Source organism: Peribacillus deserti, from assembly GCF_002863585.1.
Lineage (GTDB): Bacteria > Bacillota > Bacilli > Bacillales > DSM-1321 > Paraperibacillus > Paraperibacillus deserti_A.
The window spans coordinates 1-22,854 of sequence record NZ_PGUY01000010.1 but is presented as its reverse complement, the minus strand read 5'-3'; the positions used below and the strand labels follow the sequence as shown (position 1 = coordinate 22,854).

Here is a 22,854-nt window from a genome sequence, read left to right as displayed (position 1 = left end):
ACGGGTGCTTCGCGCTTTTCTACTATTTCAGGAAGGTGAATCATGAGCGAAATTACGTTTATACATACCGCAGATTTACATTTAGACAGTCCTTTTTCTGGTTTGAGGCAACTTCCGGAAGGACTTTTGGAGAGATTAAGAGAATCGACGTTTGCTGCTTTTGAAAAAGTAGTAAACGCTGCAATTTATCATAAAGTGGACTTTATGCTAATTGCCGGAGATCTTTATGACGGAGAAAACCGGAGTATACGGGCACAGGTCCGCTTTAGAAAAGAAATGGAGCGGCTGCAGGCTCATGGCATACCGGTGTATATCATCCATGGGAATCATGATCATTTAAGTGGAAGCTGGGTCAAGATTTCCTTTCCGCCGAATGTTCATATTTTTTCGTCGGAGAATGAAGTGAAAGTGCTGGAAAAGCAGGATGGAACAATCATACATATCTACGGATTCAGCTATGGGAAGCGTCATGTATACGAACGGATGTCAGAAAGGTATATAAAAGTGGAAGGCGCCCATTTCCATATCGGCATGCTGCATGGTAATCTTGATGGCCAGACATCACATGGACAGTATGCTCCGTTTACTCTGCCGGAGTTAATTGAAAAAGACCTGGATTATTGGGCGCTGGGCCATATTCATATGCGGCAGGAGCTTTACGAGTATCCTGGGATCTTATATCCCGGTAATATTCAGGGAAGGCACCGAAAAGAAGCCGGTGAAAAAGGGTGCTATCTAGTACAGCTTTCATCCAATCACATTGAAAAGACCTTTCTAGAGACATCCGATATTATTTGGGACAGAAAGAAAATCGAAATAACCGGGGAAATAAGTTATGATACCTTGATAACTCTTTGCCGGGAGCATATCGATTCAGCAGGCAGAGAGGGAAAAGGCACTTTGCTGGAATTAGATGTGAAACTCCACACAGCCTCGGAAGAGATCATGGAAGGCGCTAAGGAACTATTAGAAATTCTTCAGGAAGATCTGATGGAGGAGGACTTCATCTGGCCTTATTCATTGAAGGTAACCCAAACGGAAGAAGTGCTGTATAAATCATCTAATCCGTTCATTCGGCAACTTTTAACCCTAGCAGACAGCGGGGAACTGGATCAGGATGATGCGCTTGGGATTCTCTTTAAACATCCGCAGGCTAAAAGGCATTTGGAGAGTTTGGAAGAAGAAGAATTGCGTGACATTAAAGATGAATCAACAAAGCTTGTCCTTCAGCTTCTTAAGGGAGGTATAGAATGAAAATTAAGGAACTGCATATTTATGGATATGGAAAAATAGAGAATCGCTCGTTTACAGATCTTCTTGATCTGCAAGTGTTTTTTGGTGAAAATGAGGCGGGCAAATCCACAATTATGTCATTCATTCATAGCATTCTATTTGGGTTTCCGACGAAACAGCAGAACATTGCCAGGTATGAACCTAAACATCATTCCAAATACGGCGGCAGGATGATCTTAGATACAAGAAGATTCGGGACGGTTAGTATTGAAAGAGTGAAAGGGAAAGCCGCAGGGGATGTAACGGTCACGCTTCCAGGAGGCGGGATAGGGGGCGAGGAGATCCTTAAGAATATCGTACACAACTTTGACAGAACAACTTTTCAATCCATCTATTCTTTTGATTTAACAGGACTGCAGGGTCTTCGCAAAATTAATGAAAATGATATAGGAAAATATTTATTGTCGGCTGGAATGATTGGGAATGATGCTTTAGTTTCTGCTGAAAGTAAGATTCAAAAAGAGATGGATTCCCTATTTAAGCCGGCCGGGCAGAAGCCGGTGCTCAACGTTCAGCTGCAGGAGCTGAAGCAGCTCCAGGCGGAATTGAAAAAGTCTCAGGATGCTCAAAAGGATTACGGCATGCTGCAGGCTGAGCTGACCCATATAAGAAATCAGATCGAAGAGACAAAGATCCTGACGGAAGCTGCTGAAAAGCAATTGCATGCGTTCAAAGAATATCTGCGTATCAGACCCTTGCTGGAAAAACAAACCATCCTCCATTCAAAGCTTCAGGATGCTGGCACTCTTCATTTTCCCGTAGATGGGATGAGCCGTCTGCAGGAACTGCTCAATTTAAAAAGCCATTTTGAAGCAGAAGAGGCAGCTAATGCTGTCAAAGTGCAGGAACTAACCAACAAACTGGCACAGCTGACTGTAGATTCTGCAATTCAAGAAAAAGAAGCTGAGCTTCAGCTTTTGATGGAAAAGCTGCCATTTCTTGAACAAAAAGAAATGGAAAGAGAGCAGGTTGAGCAGCAAATTAAAAATAAGACCGCCATTCATGATCAGTTAATGAATGATATCCACTGTTCCCTTTCTCTGAGTGAAGTGCTGGAAGTGGATACAAGCACCTTTACCAGGGAAGCCATATATGCGTTGGATCTGGAAAGACAGAAAAACCTTCATGTTAGAGAACAGTTGGACGAGCGGCTGAAGGAAGCGAAAAATACTCTTGAACAAACGGAGAAAAGCATAAGCGGATTAAAATCTCAGCTGTTGCCTGATGAGCAGAGAAAAGTTCTGGAGAAAAAGAAGGATGCCTTCAAAAGTGCTGAAGCTGAAGGCATAAAAAAAGAGCTTCTGCTTGACCAAATTAAGAAGATGACCATCAAGTTAGAACAGCAAAACAAAGCACACGAAACAAGAACAAAAAAACAGTCCGTTTTCAGACTGACAGCTCTCCTCTTATTTGGCTTGCTCGCTGCCTTTGCCATTTATTCCAAGGAATATCTGATGCTGGGTCTATTTTTGATAGCAGGGGTTTTTATTCTAGTATCACGGTCTTTCCTGAGCACTGATTCATTGGCAGAAGAATTGGAATCGGAGCTGAAAGATCTCGAGGAACAAAAAAAGAAGGTGCAATCATCCGGATTTACTCATGATAAGTGGGATTCATCTATGGAGAATGTCCTGAACCGGGAAGTAGAGCTTCGTAAGTCAATCCGTGATAAAGAAGTTGAATATCGTGAACAGGAACTCTCTTTCCATAGAATCATTGATTCCTTTGAAAGATGGGAAAGTGATTGGAGACAACTGGAGAATAAAATAAAACGCTCATTTATTCAGCTTCATTTTCCGGAGAATACAGAACTTCATCACTTGAAATCCGTTTTTGATACACTCTCTAAAGCAAAGGCTAATGTAGTTGAACTTAACCAGCTGAAAAGAGACCAGGAAGAACTAGCAAAGTGTACAAATCAAATAAAGCAGGAGCTACTTCTTTATGCTGAAATGCTTAAAGGGTCTCCTCAGTCATGGCGTGAAGCAGCAACTCTAATAAAAATGTCACTTCAAACATATAAAGAAAATGCAGAAGTTTGGAAACAGGTACAAGCCCAGCATGAAACTGTTCATCAGCTGATAAAAGATAGTCAACAAAAAATAGCTTATATTGAGGGTGAACTGGCAGAACTATATAGCCAGGCATCTGTAAAAAATGAGCCTGACTTCAGGGAAATTCATAAAAAGTGGCTCGAAGCAGAAGAGGCGAGGAATGATTACAGGAATACCCAGATTCAGCTTGCCAATTCTACACTCTCTTCACTTACCATAGAAGAATGCAGCGAACAACAGGTAAATGAGTACACGATTGCCAATTTAGAAGAAACCCGGCGCCAAAAGATAGAGGAAGCAGGATCTTTCATTAAAAGGGCAGCGGAAATTGAGTTAAAAATCAATCAATTAGAAGAAGGCGGAACGTATTCGGAGCTTTTGCATAAGTTTCATCAGAAAAAGTCGGCTTTTCGTGAAGAGGCAAAAACATGGGCAAAGTATGCACTTGCAAAAACGATGCTCACAAAGACGATTGATAAGTTTAAAAATGAGAAGTTTCCTAGAGTGCTGGAGCAGGCTGTTCATTATTTTACTTACCTGACTGAGGGGAATTATACAGCTATTCACTTAAATTCTGAGGCGGGCACGCTTCTTCTTGAACATAAAAGCGGAGTCCTATATGAAGCGGGTGAAGTCAGCAGAGGTACCGCAGAGCAGGCATATGCATCCATCCGGCTGGCCCTTGCTTTATTCACTACAGAAGAAGACACATGCCCGATCATCATTGATGATGGCTTTGTGAATTTTGACCAGGCAAGAACGAAAAGGATGCTGCAGCTTCTTACCGACATTCAGAAGCATCATCAAATCATCTTTTTTACATGCCATGAACATGTATTATCAGCCTTTCCCGAGGAACATGTTATTCATTTACAAAAAACGGACATGTCCCAGGCTGCGTTTTAACATTCTGCTGACTCCGGAAGTATTTGTAACTATGAAGAAGCATATTACTGGATTTCATCAAGCATCTATCAGTATGGTATACTATGAATTAGCAAAAATACGGAGGAGAATTGGATGGAAAAAGGGATTGTCCATTATGGAGTTGGCGAGTCAATTGATGCATATATGTTTATTAAAAGCAGTGTAAAAGGCATTGCAAGCAATGGCAAACCATTCTTAACGCTTTATCTTTCTGATAAATCGGGAGAAATCGAAGCTAAATTATGGGATATCAGTGAAGAAGATGAAAAAAATTATAGTCCAGAAAGCACTGTAAAGCTTTCCGGGGAAGTACAGAATTACCGCGGCAGAAGCCAATTGAAAATCAGGAATATCAGACTGACCAATGAAAATGATTCGGTTAATCTGTCCGAGCTGATTCCTACAGCTCCAATCAGCCAGGATATCATGGCTGATAAAATTACACAATATATCTTTGAAATGAGAAATCCTAATATTCAGCGCGTCACACGCCATCTGCTTAAAAAGCACTATCAGCAGTTCCTTACCTATCCTGCAGCAACGAAAAATCATCATGAATTTATGTCTGGGCTTGCCTATCATGTGGTTTCTATGCTGGATTTGGCAAAAGGGATCGCTGCACTTTATCCTAACCTGGACAAAGATTTGCTGTTTGCAGGCGTGATTTTGCATGATTTAGGCAAAGTCATTGAGCTGTCCGGGCCGATTTCAACAAGTTATACCGTAGAAGGCAATCTGCTTGGCCATATTACGATCATGGTTAATGAAATAGGAAAAGCTGCGGACGAACTAGGTATCCAGGGAGAAGAGATTATGGTCCTGCAGCATCTGGTTCTATCTCATCATGGGAAAGCTGAATGGGGAAGCCCGAAGCCACCGATGATTAGAGAAGCAGAAGTACTCCATTACATTGACAACCTGGACGCCAAAATTAATATGCTGGACAGAGCACTTGAACGAGTGAAGCCTGGAGAATTTTCGGAAAGGGTTTTTGCCCTTGAGAACCGCTCATTCTATAAGCCGGCATTCCAAAAATAATATAGTAGTTCTGCCATATGCCTCTCAATCTCTGGAGAGGCATATTTTATTTACCCTGGGCATAGATTAGGGAGTAGAAGGACAAACCCGTATAGGGGAGGGGAGAAAAGAATGCCTGTGTGGATCTGGTTTGTCATTGCGGGGATTGTCAGCAGTGCATTTATGACGGTTAAAACAGCAAGAGATGACAAAAAGCTTGAAATGGCCTGGATTGAAGAAGAAGGAAAAAAGTATATGGATAGAATGGAAGAAGAGAAGCGAAAACGTCAGGGGATCACTGTTGCTGAAGAAGATATAGATACTGAATTAATTGTTTAATCCTGGAAAATAAATGCTGTTTTCGCAAACTTTGTTGTTATTGAACAAGGGTGATTGGAACGTGAGGATGCTCGCTTTCCGCGGGGCGGGCGCTGAGCCTCCTCGGCTTCGCTTGCGGGGTCTCACCTGATCGAAAAGCGGAGGACGGTGCTTTTCAAGAAAAGATCCATCCAAAAGCTGAATGATGATCTTTTTTATTAGAGGCAAGACGCTAAAAGAAAAGCAGACACCTGACCGGCATAAGACTAGCGGCAGTAAAAGGCCGATTTTGCCTTTTAATGGCGATTGGCTTATGACCGAAGGTGTCAGTCCGGAGCTGGACATACCCGCTGCTCCCGCAGGAGTCTCGCACCTTACGTTCCAATCAACATATTTAACAATAGGGTAAGTTCACAGAACTTAAAAAAACAACTATCTTTTTAGAAAAGAGCCAAAATAAAAAACAGGGACGAATTCTGTAGATTCGTCCCTGTTTTTGTATATATGCATGTTTCTCTCTTACTGAGGAGTTTCAGTTGGAGCGGCATCTAATGCGTTCTTAAGATCTTTATCTTTGATCTCAACCTTAGCTGCTTTCAGCTCACGATCCATTGCTTTTTGAACAATTTCCGGTGTAAGCTTGGATACTTTTACTTGATACTCCAGATCTTTCTTCATTTTATCAAAGCTCTGCTTTTCTTTTTTATCTGTCACTTGAATAATGTGGTATCCGTGCTCTGTTTTAACTGGATTGCTGATTTGGTTTTTGTTCAGCTTATAAGCAGCCTTTTCGAATTCAGGAACCATTTTGCCAGGTCCGAACCATCCTAAATCGCCGCCCTTTTCAGCAGAACCAGGGTCTTTTGAGTATTTCTTCGCTAGATCTTCGAATTTTTCACCTTTATCAAGCTTCGCTTTAACTTCCTTAGCTGTTTTTTCGTCTTGAACAAGGATGTGGCGTGCTTTAATTTCAGGTGTAAAGCTGTCATAAGCATCTTTTACTTCTTTATCCGTTGCTTTTACATCTTTAATAGCTGCCTTTTCCTGAAGAAGTCCAATTTTGAATGAGCGTTTTAGATCGGCTTCATCTTTGTAGCCGTATTGCTGAAGAGCCATGGCAAATTGAGGGCCAAGCTCCGCTTTAACCTTGTCTACTTTTTCAGTAACTTCTTTATTGGAAACCTTATATTTTTCAGAGAGAACTTTTTCATAAACAAGTTCTTGAAGTGCTTTATTACCATAGCGGGTTTTCATTGAATTATATAGCTCGTCCTTCGTTACGTCTCCTGCTTTGGTTTCTACGACCGCATCGGAGCCTCCACCATTATTGTTACAGGCGGTTAATCCTAAAAGGCCAGCTGTAACGGCGATGGATAATGCCCATTTCTTCATGCTTAACAACTCCCGTTCTTTATTTCGTGGCCTATGTAAATCCACAAATCTAACTATAACATAAATTAATTCCAAGGGAAAAAAATACTTGAAAATAATTGGTTATTTTAAAATAATTAGTTCTTTTGCCCATCCAATTCTTTCCTCTGAACATATGATACCTTGAAGTGAAATGAAGGGGCTTCAACGCCGGCACACTTATTTAAGCTTACTTGATTTACGGTCGCAAGGCTCTTGGCTATAAAGGACCTGAACGAAAACCGTATTATCAGAATCCTGATCAGTGTGGATCCAATTTTCACTTTTTTCCAAATTGAAAGGAGGAAAAAGCATGTCTGGAGGAGCTTACGGAGGAGGCTTTGCATTACTTGTTGTACTTTTCATCCTTCTTATCATCATTGGTGCATCATGGTGGTGCTGCTAGTCTCACAAAAAAAGGTGAAGCGGAATGCTTCACCCTTTGTTTTATCGATACAAATAAATCTGCCTGACTATGTAAATAATACTTCAATATAAGATGAAATTAGAAGAATGGTAATTAATATATTAATAGTACGAAAGACACCCGGCTGGCGGTCTTCAGGGATTTCCTTCTGTGTACATAGTGAAGCAGTCATTTGATTAGTAAAGAATAATATGATCATAGCAAGTAAACTGAAAAAAAGTGATACCAACCTGAAATCCCCTCCTTTATGAAAAAACACAAATTGTATAAATACGATACCAAAAAATGAGTAAAAAAGATAGTAAGAAGTATGACGCGAAGGTTTCTTCATTATTTTGGGGAAACTCCTAAAGAGTAGGGGCGATTATCATTTTGTGAAATTCCGAACAATAGGCAGCGGACTAAAAGCGGATTTATTTTATTATCCGCTTTATTAGATGTATAGATTTCTAGAAGCCAGGGCTAACTTTTTGTTTCATTTAAAGCTTCCTTTTTGATCAGGGTTCCATTAAAATCTGTAAATTCCTTTTCTATATTGGAAAAAGAGCGTTCGAAAATCTCCATAAAGTGTTCGCCATATATATTTTTGATGACAGCCATCATCTCCAGCATATCAGGGAACTTGCCATAAAGTTCACGTAAAGGGAGGGCACCGGTAAATGCAGCATTATTAGCAGGGTCGTAGTTTTCCATAAGATCCAGGAGGATTTTTTCGCCTTCTTCGGTAATCTGAATATAAGTGTTCCTTTTATCTGTCTCTTTTTTTGAAAAGAGGAGAAGACCCCTTTCTTCAAGCTTCTTAGAGAAGTTAAAAGCAGTGGAAACATGCATGACTCCAAATTTCGCTACATCCGAAATAGATGCTCCATTTAGATGGTAGGCAATCCATAGGATATGATGTTCATTGATATTTAGATTGTATGGCTTAATCCATTGCTGCCAATCCTTCTCAATTGATTTCCAAAGCGCTTTACTTAACTGCGCTATTCTCTGACTGAATAGCATCGCCTCTACCATAGAATAATTTTTTTCAGGCATTCGAGATTCACCCACTTTTTAGTTGTGTACTTTTATTATGACAATAAAACAATAACTTATAAAGCGAAAAAACAAAATTTTTTGAATTTAAAATGAAAATTTCACTTGATATTTGAGAGAAACGGCTCTAACTCGGCAATAAACAAAGGCTTAGTGTAAGTATGTAGAAAAATTCAACGCTTTGTATTCCGCCTGAACACTTAGAAGTGGAAAATTATTCTTTTTACTGAAATAACGTTTAAAGGGATGCGGATATGTTTTAAAAAAGACTTGGATATCCAAGCCTTTCTTAAGCTGAAGGAGAGTTGTATAAGCGGCTATACGGCCGCTTTACTTTTTATTTTCTTTTTCGCCTGTGGACGATTTGCTGACAACGCCTTCTAATTCCTGAATTGCTCCTTCAATTTCAGAAATTCTAAGCTGAATTTCCTCTTTATGCGGCTGTATATCCTGTTTCCAGTTTTCCATTAAATTTTTAACTTCAGTGGTAAAGGCCTTGACGCTTTCCTTGCTTGTGAGCGAGGCAGATAGAGCTTCATTTTTTACATCCAAAGCTTTGCCTTTAATTTCGTTTAAAAGTTCAAGAATTTCTGCCTTGTTTTCCTGGATTCGTTTTCTAAGATCTTTTCCTGAAGCTGGAGCTGACAGAAGTGTACCTGCACCTGCCACGATTGAACCTGTTAGAATGCCTAGTAATAGAGATTTGACTTTCATTGGATCACCTCATATTTATATTTTTCTACAAAAAGGAAGAAAACTCCTTTATTACTCATTAAAAGCACAAAAAGAAAATAATTCTCCTCTTAATTGTATATCACAAAAACTTTATATTAAAACAACATATTTAAAAATATGTTTTACAAATTTAGAGGATAAAGATGAATGCAAGTACATACAAACGCTTTAGGTGCATATATGATAATAGAAAACTTTTTTATCAGGGAGGGAACTTGTGGAGGCGTTCGTATCGATATCGTATTTTATCAGCTTCTTATTTGCCATAGGAATGGGGTATTTTTTTCTGAATTCATTGAGAACCATTTTCTTCCCGGCTAAAAACCTGCTTATAAAAAAAGCCGCACTCTTAGGGGCTGGAGGGGCGGCATTTTTCATTATTGGTCTTTTGTTGAGTAGTTTATCAAGTTCATGAATAGTAAAAGCCGCCCGGTTTTAAGGGCGGCTGAATGTGTATGATTTAATTTTTTATTGCTGGCTGTAAGCTGGTGCGTTTTAAGATCTTGCTGACCATTGGGTATATGATAGCCATAGCTGCTAGATTGAAAACAGCGGCTGGCAAAACGACAACAGAGTATAGTCCAAGAAAACCAGCTGACCCCGGAAGCCCGGATATTAATAAGGCTGAACCCAGGAACACTGCTCCAGAAATCAAGGTACCGGCCCCAGTAAGGGCACACACCGCGTAAACGGAGCTGCTTTTTTTAACAGCCACATAGATGAAGTAAATAACAAAGGCTGTAACAAATTTATCTATAATATTTGGCAGTAGTCCGCCTGGAAAAGTTGAAGTCAATCCTGAAATAATTCCTGTAAGCAGGGCCAGTAATAAGACATTTTTCTTCTCAGTAAACAGGAAGATTCCCAAGAACATCATAATCAACATTAAATCAGGCTTCATTCCCAGGAAAAATCCAGGAATAATTAAATGTAAGGCTGCTCCAATCCCAACCAACAGGGAAAGGGATACAAGTGTTTTCGTATTCATTTCTCATCTCTCCTATGCTCTTCTAAGCTTTTTTTATATTAATCTTCTCCGCCAGTGCACTCTTGCCTGACGCAAAAAGATTATGATCAAAATTATAACATGTAACGATTGAAAGATAAAGCTAATTCATTTTCTTAAAACGAAGCATGAAGTCTGCTAATTTTTCACAGTGAGCCAGCGGTATGGCATTGTAAATGGATGCACGGCAGCCCCCGATTGATCGATGCCCGTTTAACCCTTTAAAGCCTTCTTCCTTAGCAAAAGCAAGAAACTTTCTGGTAAGCTCTTCACTCTGCAATGTAAAGGTGACATTCATCTGTGATCTAAAAGGTTTTTCGGCGTGTCCTTTATAAAAACCATCACTTTCATCAATCGTTTTATAAAGAAGAGCAGCCTTCTGTCTATTTATATCCTCTATCCCGGCTATGCCGCCATTTTTCTTTGTCCATTCTAAAACAAGGGACAGCAGGTAGATGGCGAATGAAGGAGGAGTATTAAACAGAGAATTATTTTTATAATACGTATGATAGTTTAACATTGCTGGCAGATGTGATGCATCTTCCCTGATGAGATCTTTCTTTATGATTACCACTGTCACACCTGACGGGCCCAGATTTTTTTGCGCGCCAGCATAAATCAAACCAAATTTCGAGATATCTAAGGGCCTGCTAAGGATGTCACTGGACATATCGGCGACTAATGGAATCGAACCCGTATCAGGAAAAGAGGGCCACTGTGTTCCATAGATCGTATTATTGCTGGTTATATGAAGGTACGCAGCATCCGCCCTTAATTGCAGATCATCTAGAGAAGGGATGGTGGTGTAATTTTTCGGCTTTGCCGTCGCTGCTGTTATTGTTTCTCCTAGTTTCCTTGCTTCTGCCAGTGCCTTTTCTGACCAGACCCCAGTCAGCACATAATAAGCTCTTTTTTCTTCTGTAAGCAGGTTATAGGGAACCATTGAAAATTGAAGGGAGGCTCCACCCTGAAGGAAAAGAACTTCATGAGTCTCAGGAATATCCAGCAATTCGGTTAGCAGTTTTTTAGCATGATTTAACACTGACTCAAATTCAGGGCTGCGGTGGCTCATCTCTAGAATGGACATGCCTGTTCCGCTGTAGTTCAGCCATTCATCCTTTGCCTTTTCTAACACTTCAAGAGGAAGTGCAGCAGGACCTGCATTAAAGTTTAAGGCTCTTTCCATTCATATCTCCTCCGCTTTAAATCACTAAAGTTTTTATACTGTATCTTTATCCTATCAGATATAGCATTCGAATTTAAAGGGATACTTACTAAATTTTCAAAAAAACATAGTTGGAAAAAAAACTTTGCATAGGCATATATGTTTGAAACGTAAGATATGATTTAGGCTGCTCTTCAGGTTTTTTCATCTTAGAGGAAGATGCGGGACTGGATAAAAATAGGGGCGGCTGAAAAAGTAAAAAATTAAGCCTGCAAGGGAGCTTGCAGGCTATACTGGTGTTATGTAAGATGTTTAGCGATGGATTCAGCGATGTTAGAAAGATTTTCGGGAGTATATTCACTTGTGTGTGTTTTCCATACTGCTCCAAATCCATCTCCTTCTCCATATCGTGGAATGAGATGCATATGGTAATGAAATACGGATTGGCCCGCGTGCTCCCCGTTGTTGTTTAGTACGTTTAAGCCGATTGGTTTGAATTCCTTTTTTATGGCGTTAGCTATATCAGGAACAGCGGAGAAAAGCTGGCTTGCTGTCTCGGGTGTTAATTCATAGATATTTTCCTGGTGTGCCTTGGGAATAACCAAAGTATGTCCCTTCGTTACCTGGCTGATATCCAAAAATGCCATCACATGTTCATTTTCGTACACCTTTGAAGCAGGGATATCACCTTTGATGATGCTGCAAAAAATACAATTTCCCATTATTAATACCATCCTTTCCTGAAACGGATATCCAAATTTTATCATAGTGGAGGGAGGACAGTAAAATAAATGGAGGAGTCATAAGAGCCGTACTGATTAAGGATTTTAAATACAACAAATCTTTTTAGCTCGCGGGCAGCGTATATTTTTTTATGTACTTCTTCTTCATGGCGATTGAAAATAGTTTTTTAGGAAGGCAGCGCTTTCCGCTTTTCGATTTGTCCAGCTCCGAACTGACACCTTCGGTCAAAGCCAATCGCCATCAAAAGGCAAAAAGCGACCTTACGCTGCCGCTTTTCTTATGCCTTTCAGGTGTCTGCTTTTTATTCCTATTTTTCTGTTTTATAGTTTAGGATCATCACTGTGCTTTGTATTAATACTATTTAAAAAGCACCGTTCTCCGCTTTTCTTTTTGTCCAGCTGCAAGCTGAGACCCTCGAGTCATAAGCCAATCAGTCCATGGAAAGAAGAACGCTTTCCACGGCCTGCTCGTCTTATGCTGTTCGGGTCTCTGCCTTCCTTCGGGGGTTATATTTTTTTTTTGTACTTCTTCTTCATGGAGCTTGAAAATAGTTTTTTTAGGAAGGCACCGCTTTCCGCTTTTCTATCAGGTGTCTGCTTTTCTTTTGAAGGTCATGGTTCAACTTGGAGGATAATTATGGGGAATAGAAGTGAATACTTCTAGAAAAGCACCGTTCTCCGCTTTTCCAATAAAAAAGCAGGATGGCTGCCAACCACCCTGCTTCGGAGAGGAAGGAATCTAGATCTCAAACGTCTATTTCAGGCAAAGTCCTCTTTGATAAACACCTCATTTTTTATGAAGTATGGTTATCTAGGAAAGATCTAATATGGTCCAATCGGAACATCTCCAATTCTTTATAGGTTTCACAACATATAAAGCGGTTTAATTCTGCACTATTTAGTGCAGAAATGCCTCACTGGAACAAATATACCTTGTGCAAGAGAATCACGTCTCCTTCTTGCTAGACAAATTTGAATGATGTAATTCAGTTAAATATCTTTAACTGACACCCCATTTCAATGATGCTAAGAACATCAAGTTTTTAAAACACCATTGCTGATTCCTTCCTCTACATTATGATAAGCAGATTTGCACCAAAACTTACTTGTTATTTTATGGATATTTGGAATTGTCCCGCTATGTCCCCATAAGAAAATTTGTTAATATAAAAGCAGTAGAAGAAGAAAGGAATGTAGCTATGGCACTGTTAGAAGTAAACCAGCTGACAGGAGGATATACGAGAAACCCTGTATTGAAGGAAATCAGCTTCACTGTTAATAAAAATGAATTAGTCGGGTTAATCGGCTTAAATGGTGCGGGGAAGAGTACCACCATCAAACATATCATTGGTCTGATGGAGCCTAAGGCCGGAAGCATTCAAATAAATGGCAAGGAATTCAGTGACGATCCTGAAATGTACCGTAAAGAATTTACGTTTGTTCCGGAAACTCCTATTTTATATGATGAGCTTACACTTGAAGAGCATCTGAAATTAACCGCCATGGCTTACGGCTTAAGTGAGGAGAATTATAAGGAGCGAATTGACAGCCTCTTGAAAGAGTTTCGGATGGAAAAACGACTGAAGTGGTTTCCTGCTCACTTTTCCAAGGGAATGAAGCAAAAGGTCATGATCATGTGTGCTTTCTTAGTCCAGCCTTCCCTCTATATAGTGGATGAGCCGTTTGTAGGTCTGGATCCTTTAGGAATACAATCACTGCTTGATCTAATGAACAAAATGAAGGAAGACGGTGCGGGTATTCTTATGTCCACTCATATTCTGGCAACTGCAGAACGGTATTGTGACTCATTTATTATCCTGCATAATGGGAAAATAAGGGCTAAAGGAAAACTCGTGGACCTGCAAAAGGAGTTTTCAATGCCAGGCGCCAACCTGGACGAAATCTACATAGCGCTGACGAAAGAAGAGCAAGACCATGAATAAAGATGCTTTGTGGCAGGAACGATTTCGAGGATTTACAAAGGAAACTGGAAAATATCTTAAATATATTTTCAATGGACACCTTGTTTTTGTCATGATTTTTGCCGTGGGCGGCTTGAGCTTTTACTACAGTGAATGGGTAAAAACGCTCTCTCCCGAATTCCCAGCCGCCCTAATAATGGCTGTACTACTTGGACTGGCTGTCACGAGCAGTCCGATAATGACATTCTTAAAAGAGGCAGATGTGGTGTTTCTGCTGCCGTTAGAAACTAAGCTGACACATTATTTTAGAAAATCAATCAGAGTCAGTTTTGTAATGCAAGTTTATCTTTTATTAATGATCCTGGCAGCTTTTATGCCCATGCATGCAAGAGTGAACGGAGCATCAATGGGGGATTTTTTAACTGCCTTTATTCTGCTGGCTGTCTTAAAATTCTTGAACCTTCAGATTAGATGGAGAATCTTAAGATATGAGCAGCCGGAAGCACTCATGACGGATCGTCTTATCAGGCTTTGTCTCAATATAGCTTGTTTATATTTATTCTTTTCAGAAGCACCCTTTTATTTCGCTCTGATTATTGCCGGGGTATTAGTATTGCTGTTTTGGTATTTTGATCGTGAAACCAGGAAAAAATCATTGAAATGGGAGCGGCTGATTAGTCTTGAAGGGAAAAGGATGTCAGCTTTCTACAGAGTGGCCAACTTATTTACGGATGTACCAAAGTTAAAAGAAAAAGTTGCCCGAAGGAAGTGGCTCGACTGGATTTTATCCCCGATTAAGTTCAAGGGTTCATCATCGTATTTGTACCTTTATGCCAGAACTTATTTAAGATCGAATGACTACTTAGGCCTGACCGTCAGGCTGACGGTCATTGGGGTCATTTTGAGCTTCCTATTCGTTTCCATCTGGGCAAAAGCCCTAACTCTGCTATTCGTTCTCTATTTGACAGGGATTCAGATTCTGCCGATATCCCGGCATCATGATTTGAAAATCTGGCTGAATCTCTATCCGCTACCTGAGGTTATGAAAAAAAGGGCCGCCGCATCACTTTTAAACCGGGTCCTGCTTGTACAAAATATCTTACTGGCAGTGGTAATCGCGCTGGCAGGGTATATGAACGACGCTGTGATTTGTTTTTTTGCGGGGATTTTATTCTTACTGATTTTCTCAGTGTATGCCAAAAAGAAAATGGATAAGCTGCAAATAAAATAATGATTCAAAGGCCGATGACCCTGTTGGCCTTTTTTTCATTGAAACCTTTGCATGATTCGTACGTAGTAAGTTATTAATTCAAAACGAAGGAGTTCAATATGAATACGTATGAACAGCAAATTAGCGAGGAATTAAATAAATGGAAAAGCAAAATGCAAACCCGCTCATCCATTCTAAATAGAATATCAAAAAAAGCTCAAACAAAGATAAATAGTTATATTCCAGAAAAAGCACATGAAGTGATTACCGACAGCATTAAAAACATGGTTAAAGTTACATTGGCCGGTTCTGACTGGACTACAAAGGAAAAGCCAGTTGAAGGAATGTCTCTTGAAGAAAAAGAGAAGCAGGTGAAAGAGGCTGTGGTACGATACCGCAAAACCGCCTTGTGGGAAGGTGCCGGAACGGGGGCAGCAGGACTGCTCGTCGGTCTGGCCGATTTCCCCTTGCTCCTGGGAATCAAAATGAAGTTCCTATTCGAGGCAGGAAGTCTATATGGATTCAATGTTAAATCATATGAAGAGCGCTTATTCATTCTTCATATATTTCAGCTTGCGTTTTCCAGTGATGAACGTAAAAAAGAAACATTCTCCATCATCGAAAACTGGGATGCTCATAAAGATACCCTAAAAGAAGTAGACTGGCGGGTGTTCCAGCAGGAATACCGGGATTATATTGACTTCGTCAAAATGCTGCAGCTCGTTCCCGGTATCGGAGCGTTCGTAGGTGCATATGCGAACTACAACCTTCTCGACCATCTCGGTGAAACGGCGATGAATTGCTATCGGATGAGGGTATTGAGGTAGCAATTAGAAAATTATTGGCCTGCATGCTGTACTACAGTCCACTCTCTGTGATAAAAAGTTTTCTGGATATAGTGAAACTGTCCGTATCATGAATAATTCCGATGCGTGGAGGAGAGATGCTCGCAATGCTCGCAATACTCTACCTTCTTAAGAGAAACGACTAAGCCGTTTCTTTTCTTTTATTCGTAAAGAAATAAACTTTAGTAAGTGTAAGTATTAGATTTATTTCTAAGACGACAACCAATAATAAAAGTATTCAAAAAGGACATTTTTCTAAGGCGAACTTCCGGTGCGATTAAGTTCCGCCTGCTCATTAAAAATACCTAGCCTTTGTTTTTACCCTCGTTCTTAGTAAACTGAGATAACATCTTTATGTTTTTTAAAGGATATCATATAAGGAGTACGATACCTGAAAACCACCGGGTCTGGTAATCTTTTTTGTACGAACAGGTAAAGAGGAGAGAGTGTATGGAAGACAAAGCAAAGAAGAGCATGAATCTGCTGTCGATGGTGTTCGCAGGATTCCTGTTCTTATCTGTCATTATTTTCTTAATTATTGGAAGAGCGGTATATAGTGAGTCACATTTGCAAATGGATGAGAGCTTCCGGAAACAGCTGCTGACTTTTGCAGGAGATTCAGCTTCAGGATTTTTTACTTTTATAACGGAATTTGGTTCGAAAACGATCATTGGCCTTGGTACTTTATTGGTATTAGCGTTTTTATGGTTTAGAAGCAAAAATTATTTGGCGATGGCTGCTATGGTTCTTGCCGTTGCAGGCGGAGATCAGATCAATAAGCTTGTAAAACGGTTCATCGCCAGAGAACGGCCCTCGATTTTAGCCGATGTGGATGGGGTGGGCTTTAGCTTTCCGTCCGGTCATGCTATGGTTGGATTTATTTTCTACTTTGTGACCGCTTATTTTCTGACTAAATATTGTAGGTCCCAGGGGCTAAAGATCCTGATCTGGGCTGCAGCATTCATCATGATTCTTCTTGTAGGATTAAGCCGGATTTATCTTAATGTCCATTATCCATCAGATGTTCTTGGAGGATATGCTCTTGGATTTATTGTGATTGCTGTATTGCTTCACTTCTATGAAATGGTATTTGAATATATGAAAAATAGAAAACAGATTCAGGATAATTCGGAGAAAACAGCCTAGCCAGCATGAAGTGACCCCGTAAAGTTAGAAACGATTCTTTAATTAGGCAGCCTGTAAGGTCTGAACTCGGTATTGAACCGGGCTTAGGCCTTTTAGTTTTGCCTTGATTCGTTTGTGATTATAGTATTCTATATATTTTTCTAGTTCTAGCTTAAAGTGTTATACACTTTCAAATTCCTTTAAATACAAGAGTTCCGATTTCAAGATTCCAAAGAAATTTTCTATGACAGCGTTATCGTAACAGTTTCCCTTGCGGGACATACTTTGCGTTATTCCACGTTCACACAGGGCATGACGATATCGCTTCATTTGATAATGCCAGCCTTGATCAAAATGAAGAAGGAGGGGATCGCTATCTGTTAAATGTTCAAGAGCTTGTTCTAACATCATAGAAACGAGTGAGTAGGTGGGCCTGGAACCGATTGTATATGAAATGATTTCACCATTAAATAAGTCCAGTACAGGCGAAAGATTGTTTTTTATCTCCTTGATTGGCCTTCTTTATTATCATTTAAGTGTTGATTGCTTTCTATAATTCAAATATTATAGAGTCACATCAATGAAAGCGTTTACTAGAAAAGGGATAGGAGGAAGAGAAATGAAAAGGACAATGGCTGTCGTGATGTCGTTGGTTATGTTACTCAACGTAATTTTGATATCACTTCCAAAATTGGTTGAAGCAGCGGATTATCAGAAGGTTGTATTAAGAGGAAGCCTGGCTCCGCTTGATTGGGGATCCGACAATAACCCGCTCTTGAAACAAGAGGATGGCACTTGGAAAAGTAACTTAATTGCTCTTGAAGGTGGGAAAAAGCTTGAATTCAAATACGTAAGAGATAACAACTGGATGGATGGCAGCAATCTAGAATTTGTGCCACCGCAAACGGGCAAGTACGTATTTGTTTATCACCCGAATGAGGAGCGAAACGTAGATGTACGGTTAGTTGAGGAACAGGGCAAGGTCACATTTCAAGTAACTCTCCCGAAGTCCACACCGGATTGGATAACGCCTACAATTGGTACAAGTTTGAATAATTTTAATTATTCGCTCATCAAAATGAAAAGGGTTGGAGACCAAACCTATACGGTGACATTAACCGGGGAACCGGCAACATCGTTCACTTATTTTTACGCACTTGGCGATGAAAAATTTAAGGAAGTAAGAGATGAAGTGCGTCAAGCTGCCTTTTCCGAAGAAAACCACGTGGTGAAAGATGTAGTGACAAACTGGAAGGGGATACCGGTTGCCCAAAACGTAACCCATAACTTTAATTATACGCCATTCATCCCTAGCAAGAAGGAAGCTGTTACGGTAACTACAACAGTTGACCATTTTGGTCCAATCGATAACGGGCGTATTTACTATACAGTGGATGGCTCCACCCCGTTTGGAAAACGCGGAGTTGTGACAAAAGGTCAAATCGTTCCAATGCAGGTCGTCTCCACAAAGGAATTGGCTGACGGGCTGAAACGCTCTGTTTTGACAGGTGTAATACCAGGACAAAAAAATGAAACGCGCGTGAAGTACAAAGTGGATGTGTGGAACAGCAACGTAGAAGGTTCGCAATTTGCGGATACAAACAGCCAAACGCCAGAAGGCGCAACGGAATTCGCATATTATGTTGACAAATATCAAACACCGGACTGGGCGAAAGATGCGGTCATCTACCATGTGTTTGTAGATCGGTTCATGGATGGCAATTCAAAAAACAACGAACCAGTCGATCCGAACCTCTCTTACGATGAACGCCTAAAAGGCTGGATGGGTGGTGACTTGGCTGGCATACAGCAAAAGCTCAATTACATCAAAAAACTTGGTGTAAATACCATTTGGATTTCCCCAATTTATGAAGGCCCATATTCACATGGTTATCACCCGGCGAATTTTACAAAAATCGATCCGCGTTTTGGAGATGAGCAGCTCATGAAGAACATCATCAAGGAAGCTCATAAGAAGGGTATGAAGGTTGTATATGATTTAGTGCCAAACCACACCTCAAGCAAGCATCCGTTCTTCCAAGATGCCCTGAAAAATGGCGTTAACAGCCCGTACTATCAGTGGTATAACTTCATTGAATGGCCAAATAAATATGAGACGTTTTACGGCATTGGTGAATTGCCGCAATTCAACAATGATAATCCGCAAGCAAGGGATTATATGCTTAAGACAGTTGTGCCGTACTGGTTAAAAGAGCTTGATTTTGATGGCTTCCGACTCGACTATGCGAAAGGACCGAGTTATAGCTTCTGGGTGGACTTCCGTCATGCAGTGAAGCAAATGAAACCAAATGCGTTCATTTTTGGCGAGGTTTGGGACAGTCGTGAGAAGATAAACTCCTACTCAGGAAAACTTGATGGCGCGCTTGATTTTAGTATGCAGGGGGCGCTGCTCAACACATTTGCTAAAGGACAGTCCATGAAGCTTTTTAGCCAGACAATCCGCGATAACCAAGCTATGTTTCATCCGGAATATATCATGGCAACTTTCTTGGATAACCATGATATGCCGCGTTTCCTATTTGAATCAGGGGGAGATGTAAATAAATTGATGCTGGCAGCGGCTGCGCAATTTACGTTGCCTGGTGCTCCTGTCATTTATTACGGAACAGAAGTTGGACTATCCCAAAGCAGGGACCACAATGAGGTTTCAGAATGGAAAGACCGGTATTGGAGAGAAATGATGCCGTGGGATGAGGAAAACCAAGATCCTGAGCTAAGGGATTACTACACAAAACTGATTCGTTTGCGTAATGCAGAGCCTGTGCTTCGTACGGGTACATACAAGGAATTGTACGTAGACGACCATACAATTGTTTATGAGCGCAGCAACAAGGACGACCAATTCATTGTGATCATTAATAAGGGAACAGAAAAAGAAATTGAGGTAGACAAACTAATGAATGGACAAACGGGCATAGCGCTACAAAATGCTTTGAATACAAATAAAGTAATCCAGCCAGAAGACGGCAAGGTATACGTGACGAGCAAAGCGAACTCCGTACAGATTTTTGAAGTGAAAAAACCAAAGAAGAATATTCGAAAGAAAGCTGCATAAACTTTACCAGTTTGTGTCTAGTAGATAGCTAACAGATCAGCCAGTATGCCCCGAAATTCCCGGAAGCATACTGGCTGTTTTTTATCTGAAACTAATAGAGCCCATTGGGAACATGAAACATCTATCAATTTTGAAAAATATTTTTACTATTGCGAAATGAAAAGACTTTCAACTTTTCGCTGAAGGTTTTAGATAGATTAAAAAAACTAACATTAATATATACATATATATTTATTGTCTGGAGAAAAACATTAGCTGTTAAGGGATGTTTAGGCCTATAGTGTCTTTTGTGACTTTTTAAATCACTCCTTATATGTTTTTGTGTAATGATACGTTGAACCTTTTTATGATTCACTTTGCGTCCACGGTTTCTAAGTTCATCACGAATTCGCCGGTAGCCAAAACGACCCTCGTGTTCGTCATATATCGATTGAATTAATTCCTTATTCTCTACATCAGGATCCAGACGATCAAAGTTTTTCACCCAATAATATTCAGTTTTTTTAAGTATGCATTCTCCATACGTAAATGTTCTAATTCCTCTTTTAGTGCTTCGACAGATCCTTCAACCGGTGTAGATTTCTTTGTTTCTTTCTTCATTGCTGGATGCCCCTTTTTCTTGGGTTCAGGGCGTCTATTCCATGTGATTCGGATTGAATCCTCCACTTACGAATCATACCTGGAGAAGGAATGTTGAAAATCGCAGCTGCTTCATTCGGAGACGTCCCGTTGTTATACATATAATTAAGTACGTTTAGTTTAAACTGCCCATTGTACGATGTATAGCTTTTTTCAAAAGCCTTTTCTCCGTGGAATTCATATTGCTTTACCCAATTCTGAAATACAGCTCTATTTACCCCAATACAATCGGCAATAGATTTCTGACTTTCTTCCCCTCTAAATAGCTCTTTACAGCATTTAATTTCTCTTCGGTCGTAAATTTAGCCATAAGAAAAGCACCTCCAATTGTTGATGATGTCTAACAATTAGGGTGCAGTTCAGTACGGTTAGGCTGTTTGTGTATGGAGTCGTATTCAGTGAAAAACTCATATAGTAATAAAAAGCATTTATTCCGCCAAAAGGGTGTGATTTTTTATAATTTCCTTACAAGCATTTACAAGTCTTATGCAGCAGCTGTTTGTAAAACATGAACTTAAGGAACAGCCGATTTTAGAGATTGAGAAATTTGAAGGCTTAACAAATCGATTGCACCTAGATTTTTATAGTACACAGGATGGCCCGAATGTTCTGCTCTCATCTGATAAAGGTCTGGTAAAGAAGATACGGGATAAAACCGCCGAAGATAATCTTAATAATCTGACCAGAACGAAAGCATATCTAGACTATTACCGAAGAAACCCTGAGATTCATTGGGCCTTTTTAGCACATATGGTCTCTCGTAATGGAGGATATCATATGACGGACTTACGAGGCTCAGCAATGGATCATCTGTTCACCGAGAGTGAAAAGGAAACGTATTTCATCTTTTTAGAAAGAGCAAATTCAGCAATATTTGCCGATGCATATCCTCAGCTTCTTCTATATGAAGAAGCTAAACGTAAGCCTTTATCTTTACGAAGTCTGCTGCCTATTTTTCATGTATCCCGATTTATGTATTCTATATGGGATTTATTTTTAAAAGAAGGAAATTCAAAGATGCTGACGATTGCCCTTATCATCAACGAGCAGAGAATGATTGAGGACCGAATTATAAAGCGCTTCGGGCATGCGGAGCTGCTTTCGAGGCTGGACTTTCAGCTTCAGGAGTTTTTTGGATTCACAACGGTTATTTTTCCATATAAGCAGAGGCTGGGCAGGCCTTATCAGTTGACAGGGTTATCAGTGGAGCGATTTGCTGATCCCGCTATGCGGATTCTTACGGGTAAAAAACTGTACAGCCTATTATTTGATAAAAAGGATGTACTGGAGGGAGTGTCAAAATTTTCTATAAACACTGAGCATACTGCTTCAAGATCCGATTATTGGAAGACCATTTTTACTAACAGCCTTGCAGAAAGAGGTAAAAAAATATATAGTCCCGTTCTCACGTCTGCCTGGAATGACCGGCCATTTGAAGCTGGAACTCATTCTGACTGGTTCATCCATAAAGACTTTATCGAGGATCTGCGGACAGAGGTTATCATGAAGCATGAGGATATCACCGATAAAGTAAAAAATAATCTCGCCGCGATTAAAGTCATTAATGAAATCAAGTCAGTGATATAGAAAGGCTTTTTTCGAGATTCACCGAACTATTAAAAAGGCTCTTTTCGCAAAGTTTGTTGCTTTTTAATGGCAGGTTGATTTCCGTTCCAGGTGCTCGCTTTCCGCGGGGCGTGCGGTGAGCCTCCTCGGCGTATCGCCTGTGGGGTCTCACCTGATCGAAAAGCAGAGGACGGTGCTTTTCAAGAAAAGATCCATCCAAAAGCTGAATGGTCATCTTTTTTAAGTATAGGCAAAACACTAAAAGAAAAGCAGACACCTGATAAAGAAGACTTGCTGATTGGCAAGCGATAGCGAAGACAGAAGCTTAGTCGCCCTTA

Annotated in this window: 20 protein-coding genes and 1 pseudogene; 11 read left to right on the top strand and 10 right to left on the bottom strand. The window is 40.2% G+C overall.

Annotated features, from left to right (window positions below; translation table 11 throughout):
• Positions 1–42 precede the first annotated feature (42 nt).
• From CUU66_RS03385 to CUU66_RS03370, 4 genes are all read left to right on the top strand, one after another.
• Positions 43–1,254: a metallophosphoesterase family protein gene (locus CUU66_RS03385; protein ID WP_101640270.1), complete on the top strand. Its 1,212-nt coding sequence runs from the start codon at positions 43–45 to the stop codon at positions 1,252–1,254.
• The gene (locus CUU66_RS03380; RefSeq protein WP_101640269.1) at positions 1,251–4,253 is read left to right on the top strand and encodes an ATP-binding protein; all 3,003 of its coding nucleotides are present in this window, start codon (positions 1,251–1,253) and stop codon (positions 4,251–4,253) included. The genes CUU66_RS03385 and CUU66_RS03380 overlap by 4 nt, the downstream gene beginning before the upstream one ends.
• A gap of 114 nt (positions 4,254–4,367) precedes the next feature.
• The gene (gene yhaM / locus CUU66_RS03375) at positions 4,368–5,312 is read left to right on the top strand and encodes a 3'-5' exoribonuclease YhaM (protein WP_101640268.1); all 945 of its coding nucleotides are present in this window, start codon (positions 4,368–4,370) and stop codon (positions 5,310–5,312) included.
• A gap of 111 nt (positions 5,313–5,423) precedes the next feature.
• A complete protein-coding gene (locus tag CUU66_RS03370; protein ID WP_101640267.1) occupies positions 5,424–5,630 on the top strand; it encodes a sporulation YhaL family protein in 207 nt (68 codons plus the stop codon).
• Between the two features lie 498 nt (positions 5,631–6,128).
• Here CUU66_RS03370 and CUU66_RS03360 read toward each other — a convergent pair whose 3' ends face one another.
• Positions 6,129–7,001 carry a peptidylprolyl isomerase gene (locus CUU66_RS03360; RefSeq protein WP_101640265.1) on the bottom strand — a complete coding sequence of 291 codons (873 nt, stop codon included), beginning with the start codon at positions 6,999–7,001 and terminating at the stop codon, positions 6,129–6,131.
• A 331-nt stretch (positions 7,002–7,332) separates the two neighbouring features.
• On the opposite strand from CUU66_RS03360, the gene CUU66_RS03355 reads away from it, so the two are divergent.
• Positions 7,333–7,425: a YjcZ family sporulation protein gene (locus CUU66_RS03355; protein WP_101640264.1), complete on the top strand. Its 93-nt coding sequence runs from the start codon at positions 7,333–7,335 to the stop codon at positions 7,423–7,425.
• Positions 7,426–7,492: 67 nt separating this feature from the next.
• Here CUU66_RS03355 and CUU66_RS03350 read toward each other — a convergent pair whose 3' ends face one another.
• From CUU66_RS03350 to CUU66_RS03320, 6 genes are all read right to left on the bottom strand, one after another.
• The gene (locus CUU66_RS03350; protein WP_101640263.1) at positions 7,493–7,675 is read right to left on the bottom strand and encodes a hypothetical protein; all 183 of its coding nucleotides are present in this window, start codon (positions 7,673–7,675) and stop codon (positions 7,493–7,495) included.
• A 233-nt stretch (positions 7,676–7,908) separates the two neighbouring features.
• Positions 7,909–8,484, bottom strand: coding sequence for an HTH-type transcriptional regulator Hpr (locus CUU66_RS03345; RefSeq protein WP_101640262.1), 576 nt, complete (start codon positions 8,482–8,484; stop codon positions 7,909–7,911).
• A 330-nt stretch (positions 8,485–8,814) separates the two neighbouring features.
• Complete coding sequence (locus CUU66_RS03340; protein WP_101640261.1) at positions 8,815–9,198, bottom strand: YtxH domain-containing protein; 384 nt, start codon at positions 9,196–9,198, stop codon at positions 8,815–8,817.
• A gap of 481 nt (positions 9,199–9,679) precedes the next feature.
• Positions 9,680–10,207, bottom strand: coding sequence for a tryptophan transporter (locus CUU66_RS03330; RefSeq protein ID WP_101640259.1), 528 nt, complete (start codon positions 10,205–10,207; stop codon positions 9,680–9,682).
• Positions 10,208–10,328: 121 nt separating this feature from the next.
• The gene (gene serC, locus CUU66_RS03325) at positions 10,329–11,411 is read right to left on the bottom strand and encodes a 3-phosphoserine/phosphohydroxythreonine transaminase (RefSeq protein ID WP_101640258.1); all 1,083 of its coding nucleotides are present in this window, start codon (positions 11,409–11,411) and stop codon (positions 10,329–10,331) included.
• 278 nt (positions 11,412–11,689) lie between these two features.
• Entirely contained in the window at positions 11,690–12,112 is a 423-nt protein-coding gene (locus CUU66_RS03320; protein WP_101640257.1) for an HIT family protein, read from the bottom strand.
• A 1,220-nt stretch (positions 12,113–13,332) separates the two neighbouring features.
• On the opposite strand from CUU66_RS03320, the gene CUU66_RS03315 reads away from it, so the two are divergent.
• From CUU66_RS03315 to CUU66_RS03300, 4 genes are all read left to right on the top strand, one after another.
• Positions 13,333–14,076, top strand: a complete 744-nt coding sequence (locus CUU66_RS03315; RefSeq protein ID WP_101640328.1) for an ABC transporter ATP-binding protein — start codon at positions 13,333–13,335, stop codon at positions 14,074–14,076.
• Positions 14,069–15,286 carry an ABC transporter permease gene (locus CUU66_RS03310; RefSeq protein ID WP_101640256.1) on the top strand — a complete coding sequence of 406 codons (1,218 nt, stop codon included), beginning with the start codon at positions 14,069–14,071 and terminating at the stop codon, positions 15,284–15,286. The genes CUU66_RS03315 and CUU66_RS03310 overlap by 8 nt, the downstream gene beginning before the upstream one ends.
• A gap of 98 nt (positions 15,287–15,384) precedes the next feature.
• Positions 15,385–16,092, top strand: a complete 708-nt coding sequence (locus CUU66_RS03305; RefSeq protein WP_101640255.1) for an EcsC family protein — start codon at positions 15,385–15,387, stop codon at positions 16,090–16,092.
• Positions 16,093–16,560: 468 nt separating this feature from the next.
• Positions 16,561–17,256 carry a phosphatase PAP2 family protein gene (locus CUU66_RS03300; RefSeq protein WP_101640254.1) on the top strand — a complete coding sequence of 232 codons (696 nt, stop codon included), beginning with the start codon at positions 16,561–16,563 and terminating at the stop codon, positions 17,254–17,256.
• 42 nt (positions 17,257–17,298) lie between these two features.
• Here the strand turns inward: CUU66_RS03300 and CUU66_RS03295 are convergent.
• Positions 17,299–17,727 (bottom strand): annotated as a pseudogene (locus CUU66_RS03295) (IS3 family transposase); the annotation flags it as partial.
• Between the two features lie 127 nt (positions 17,728–17,854).
• Here CUU66_RS03295 and CUU66_RS03290 point away from each other — a divergent pair.
• Entirely contained in the window at positions 17,855–20,311 is a 2,457-nt protein-coding gene (locus CUU66_RS03290) for an alpha-amylase family glycosyl hydrolase (protein ID WP_142383696.1), read from the top strand.
• Positions 20,312–20,435: 124 nt separating this feature from the next.
• Here the strand turns inward: CUU66_RS03290 and CUU66_RS25275 are convergent, their stop codons facing one another.
• Entirely contained in the window at positions 20,436–20,795 is a 360-nt protein-coding gene (locus CUU66_RS25275; RefSeq protein WP_180955138.1) for an IS3 family transposase, read from the bottom strand.
• Between the two features lie 112 nt (positions 20,796–20,907).
• A complete protein-coding gene (locus CUU66_RS25270) occupies positions 20,908–21,174 on the bottom strand; it encodes a helix-turn-helix domain-containing protein (protein ID WP_374702962.1) in 267 nt (88 codons plus the stop codon).
• A 262-nt stretch (positions 21,175–21,436) separates the two neighbouring features.
• On the opposite strand from CUU66_RS25270, the gene CUU66_RS03275 reads away from it, so the two are divergent.
• Positions 21,437–22,537: a DUF2515 family protein gene (locus tag CUU66_RS03275; protein ID WP_101640251.1), complete on the top strand. Its 1,101-nt coding sequence runs from the start codon at positions 21,437–21,439 to the stop codon at positions 22,535–22,537.
• Positions 22,538–22,854 lie beyond the last annotated feature (317 nt).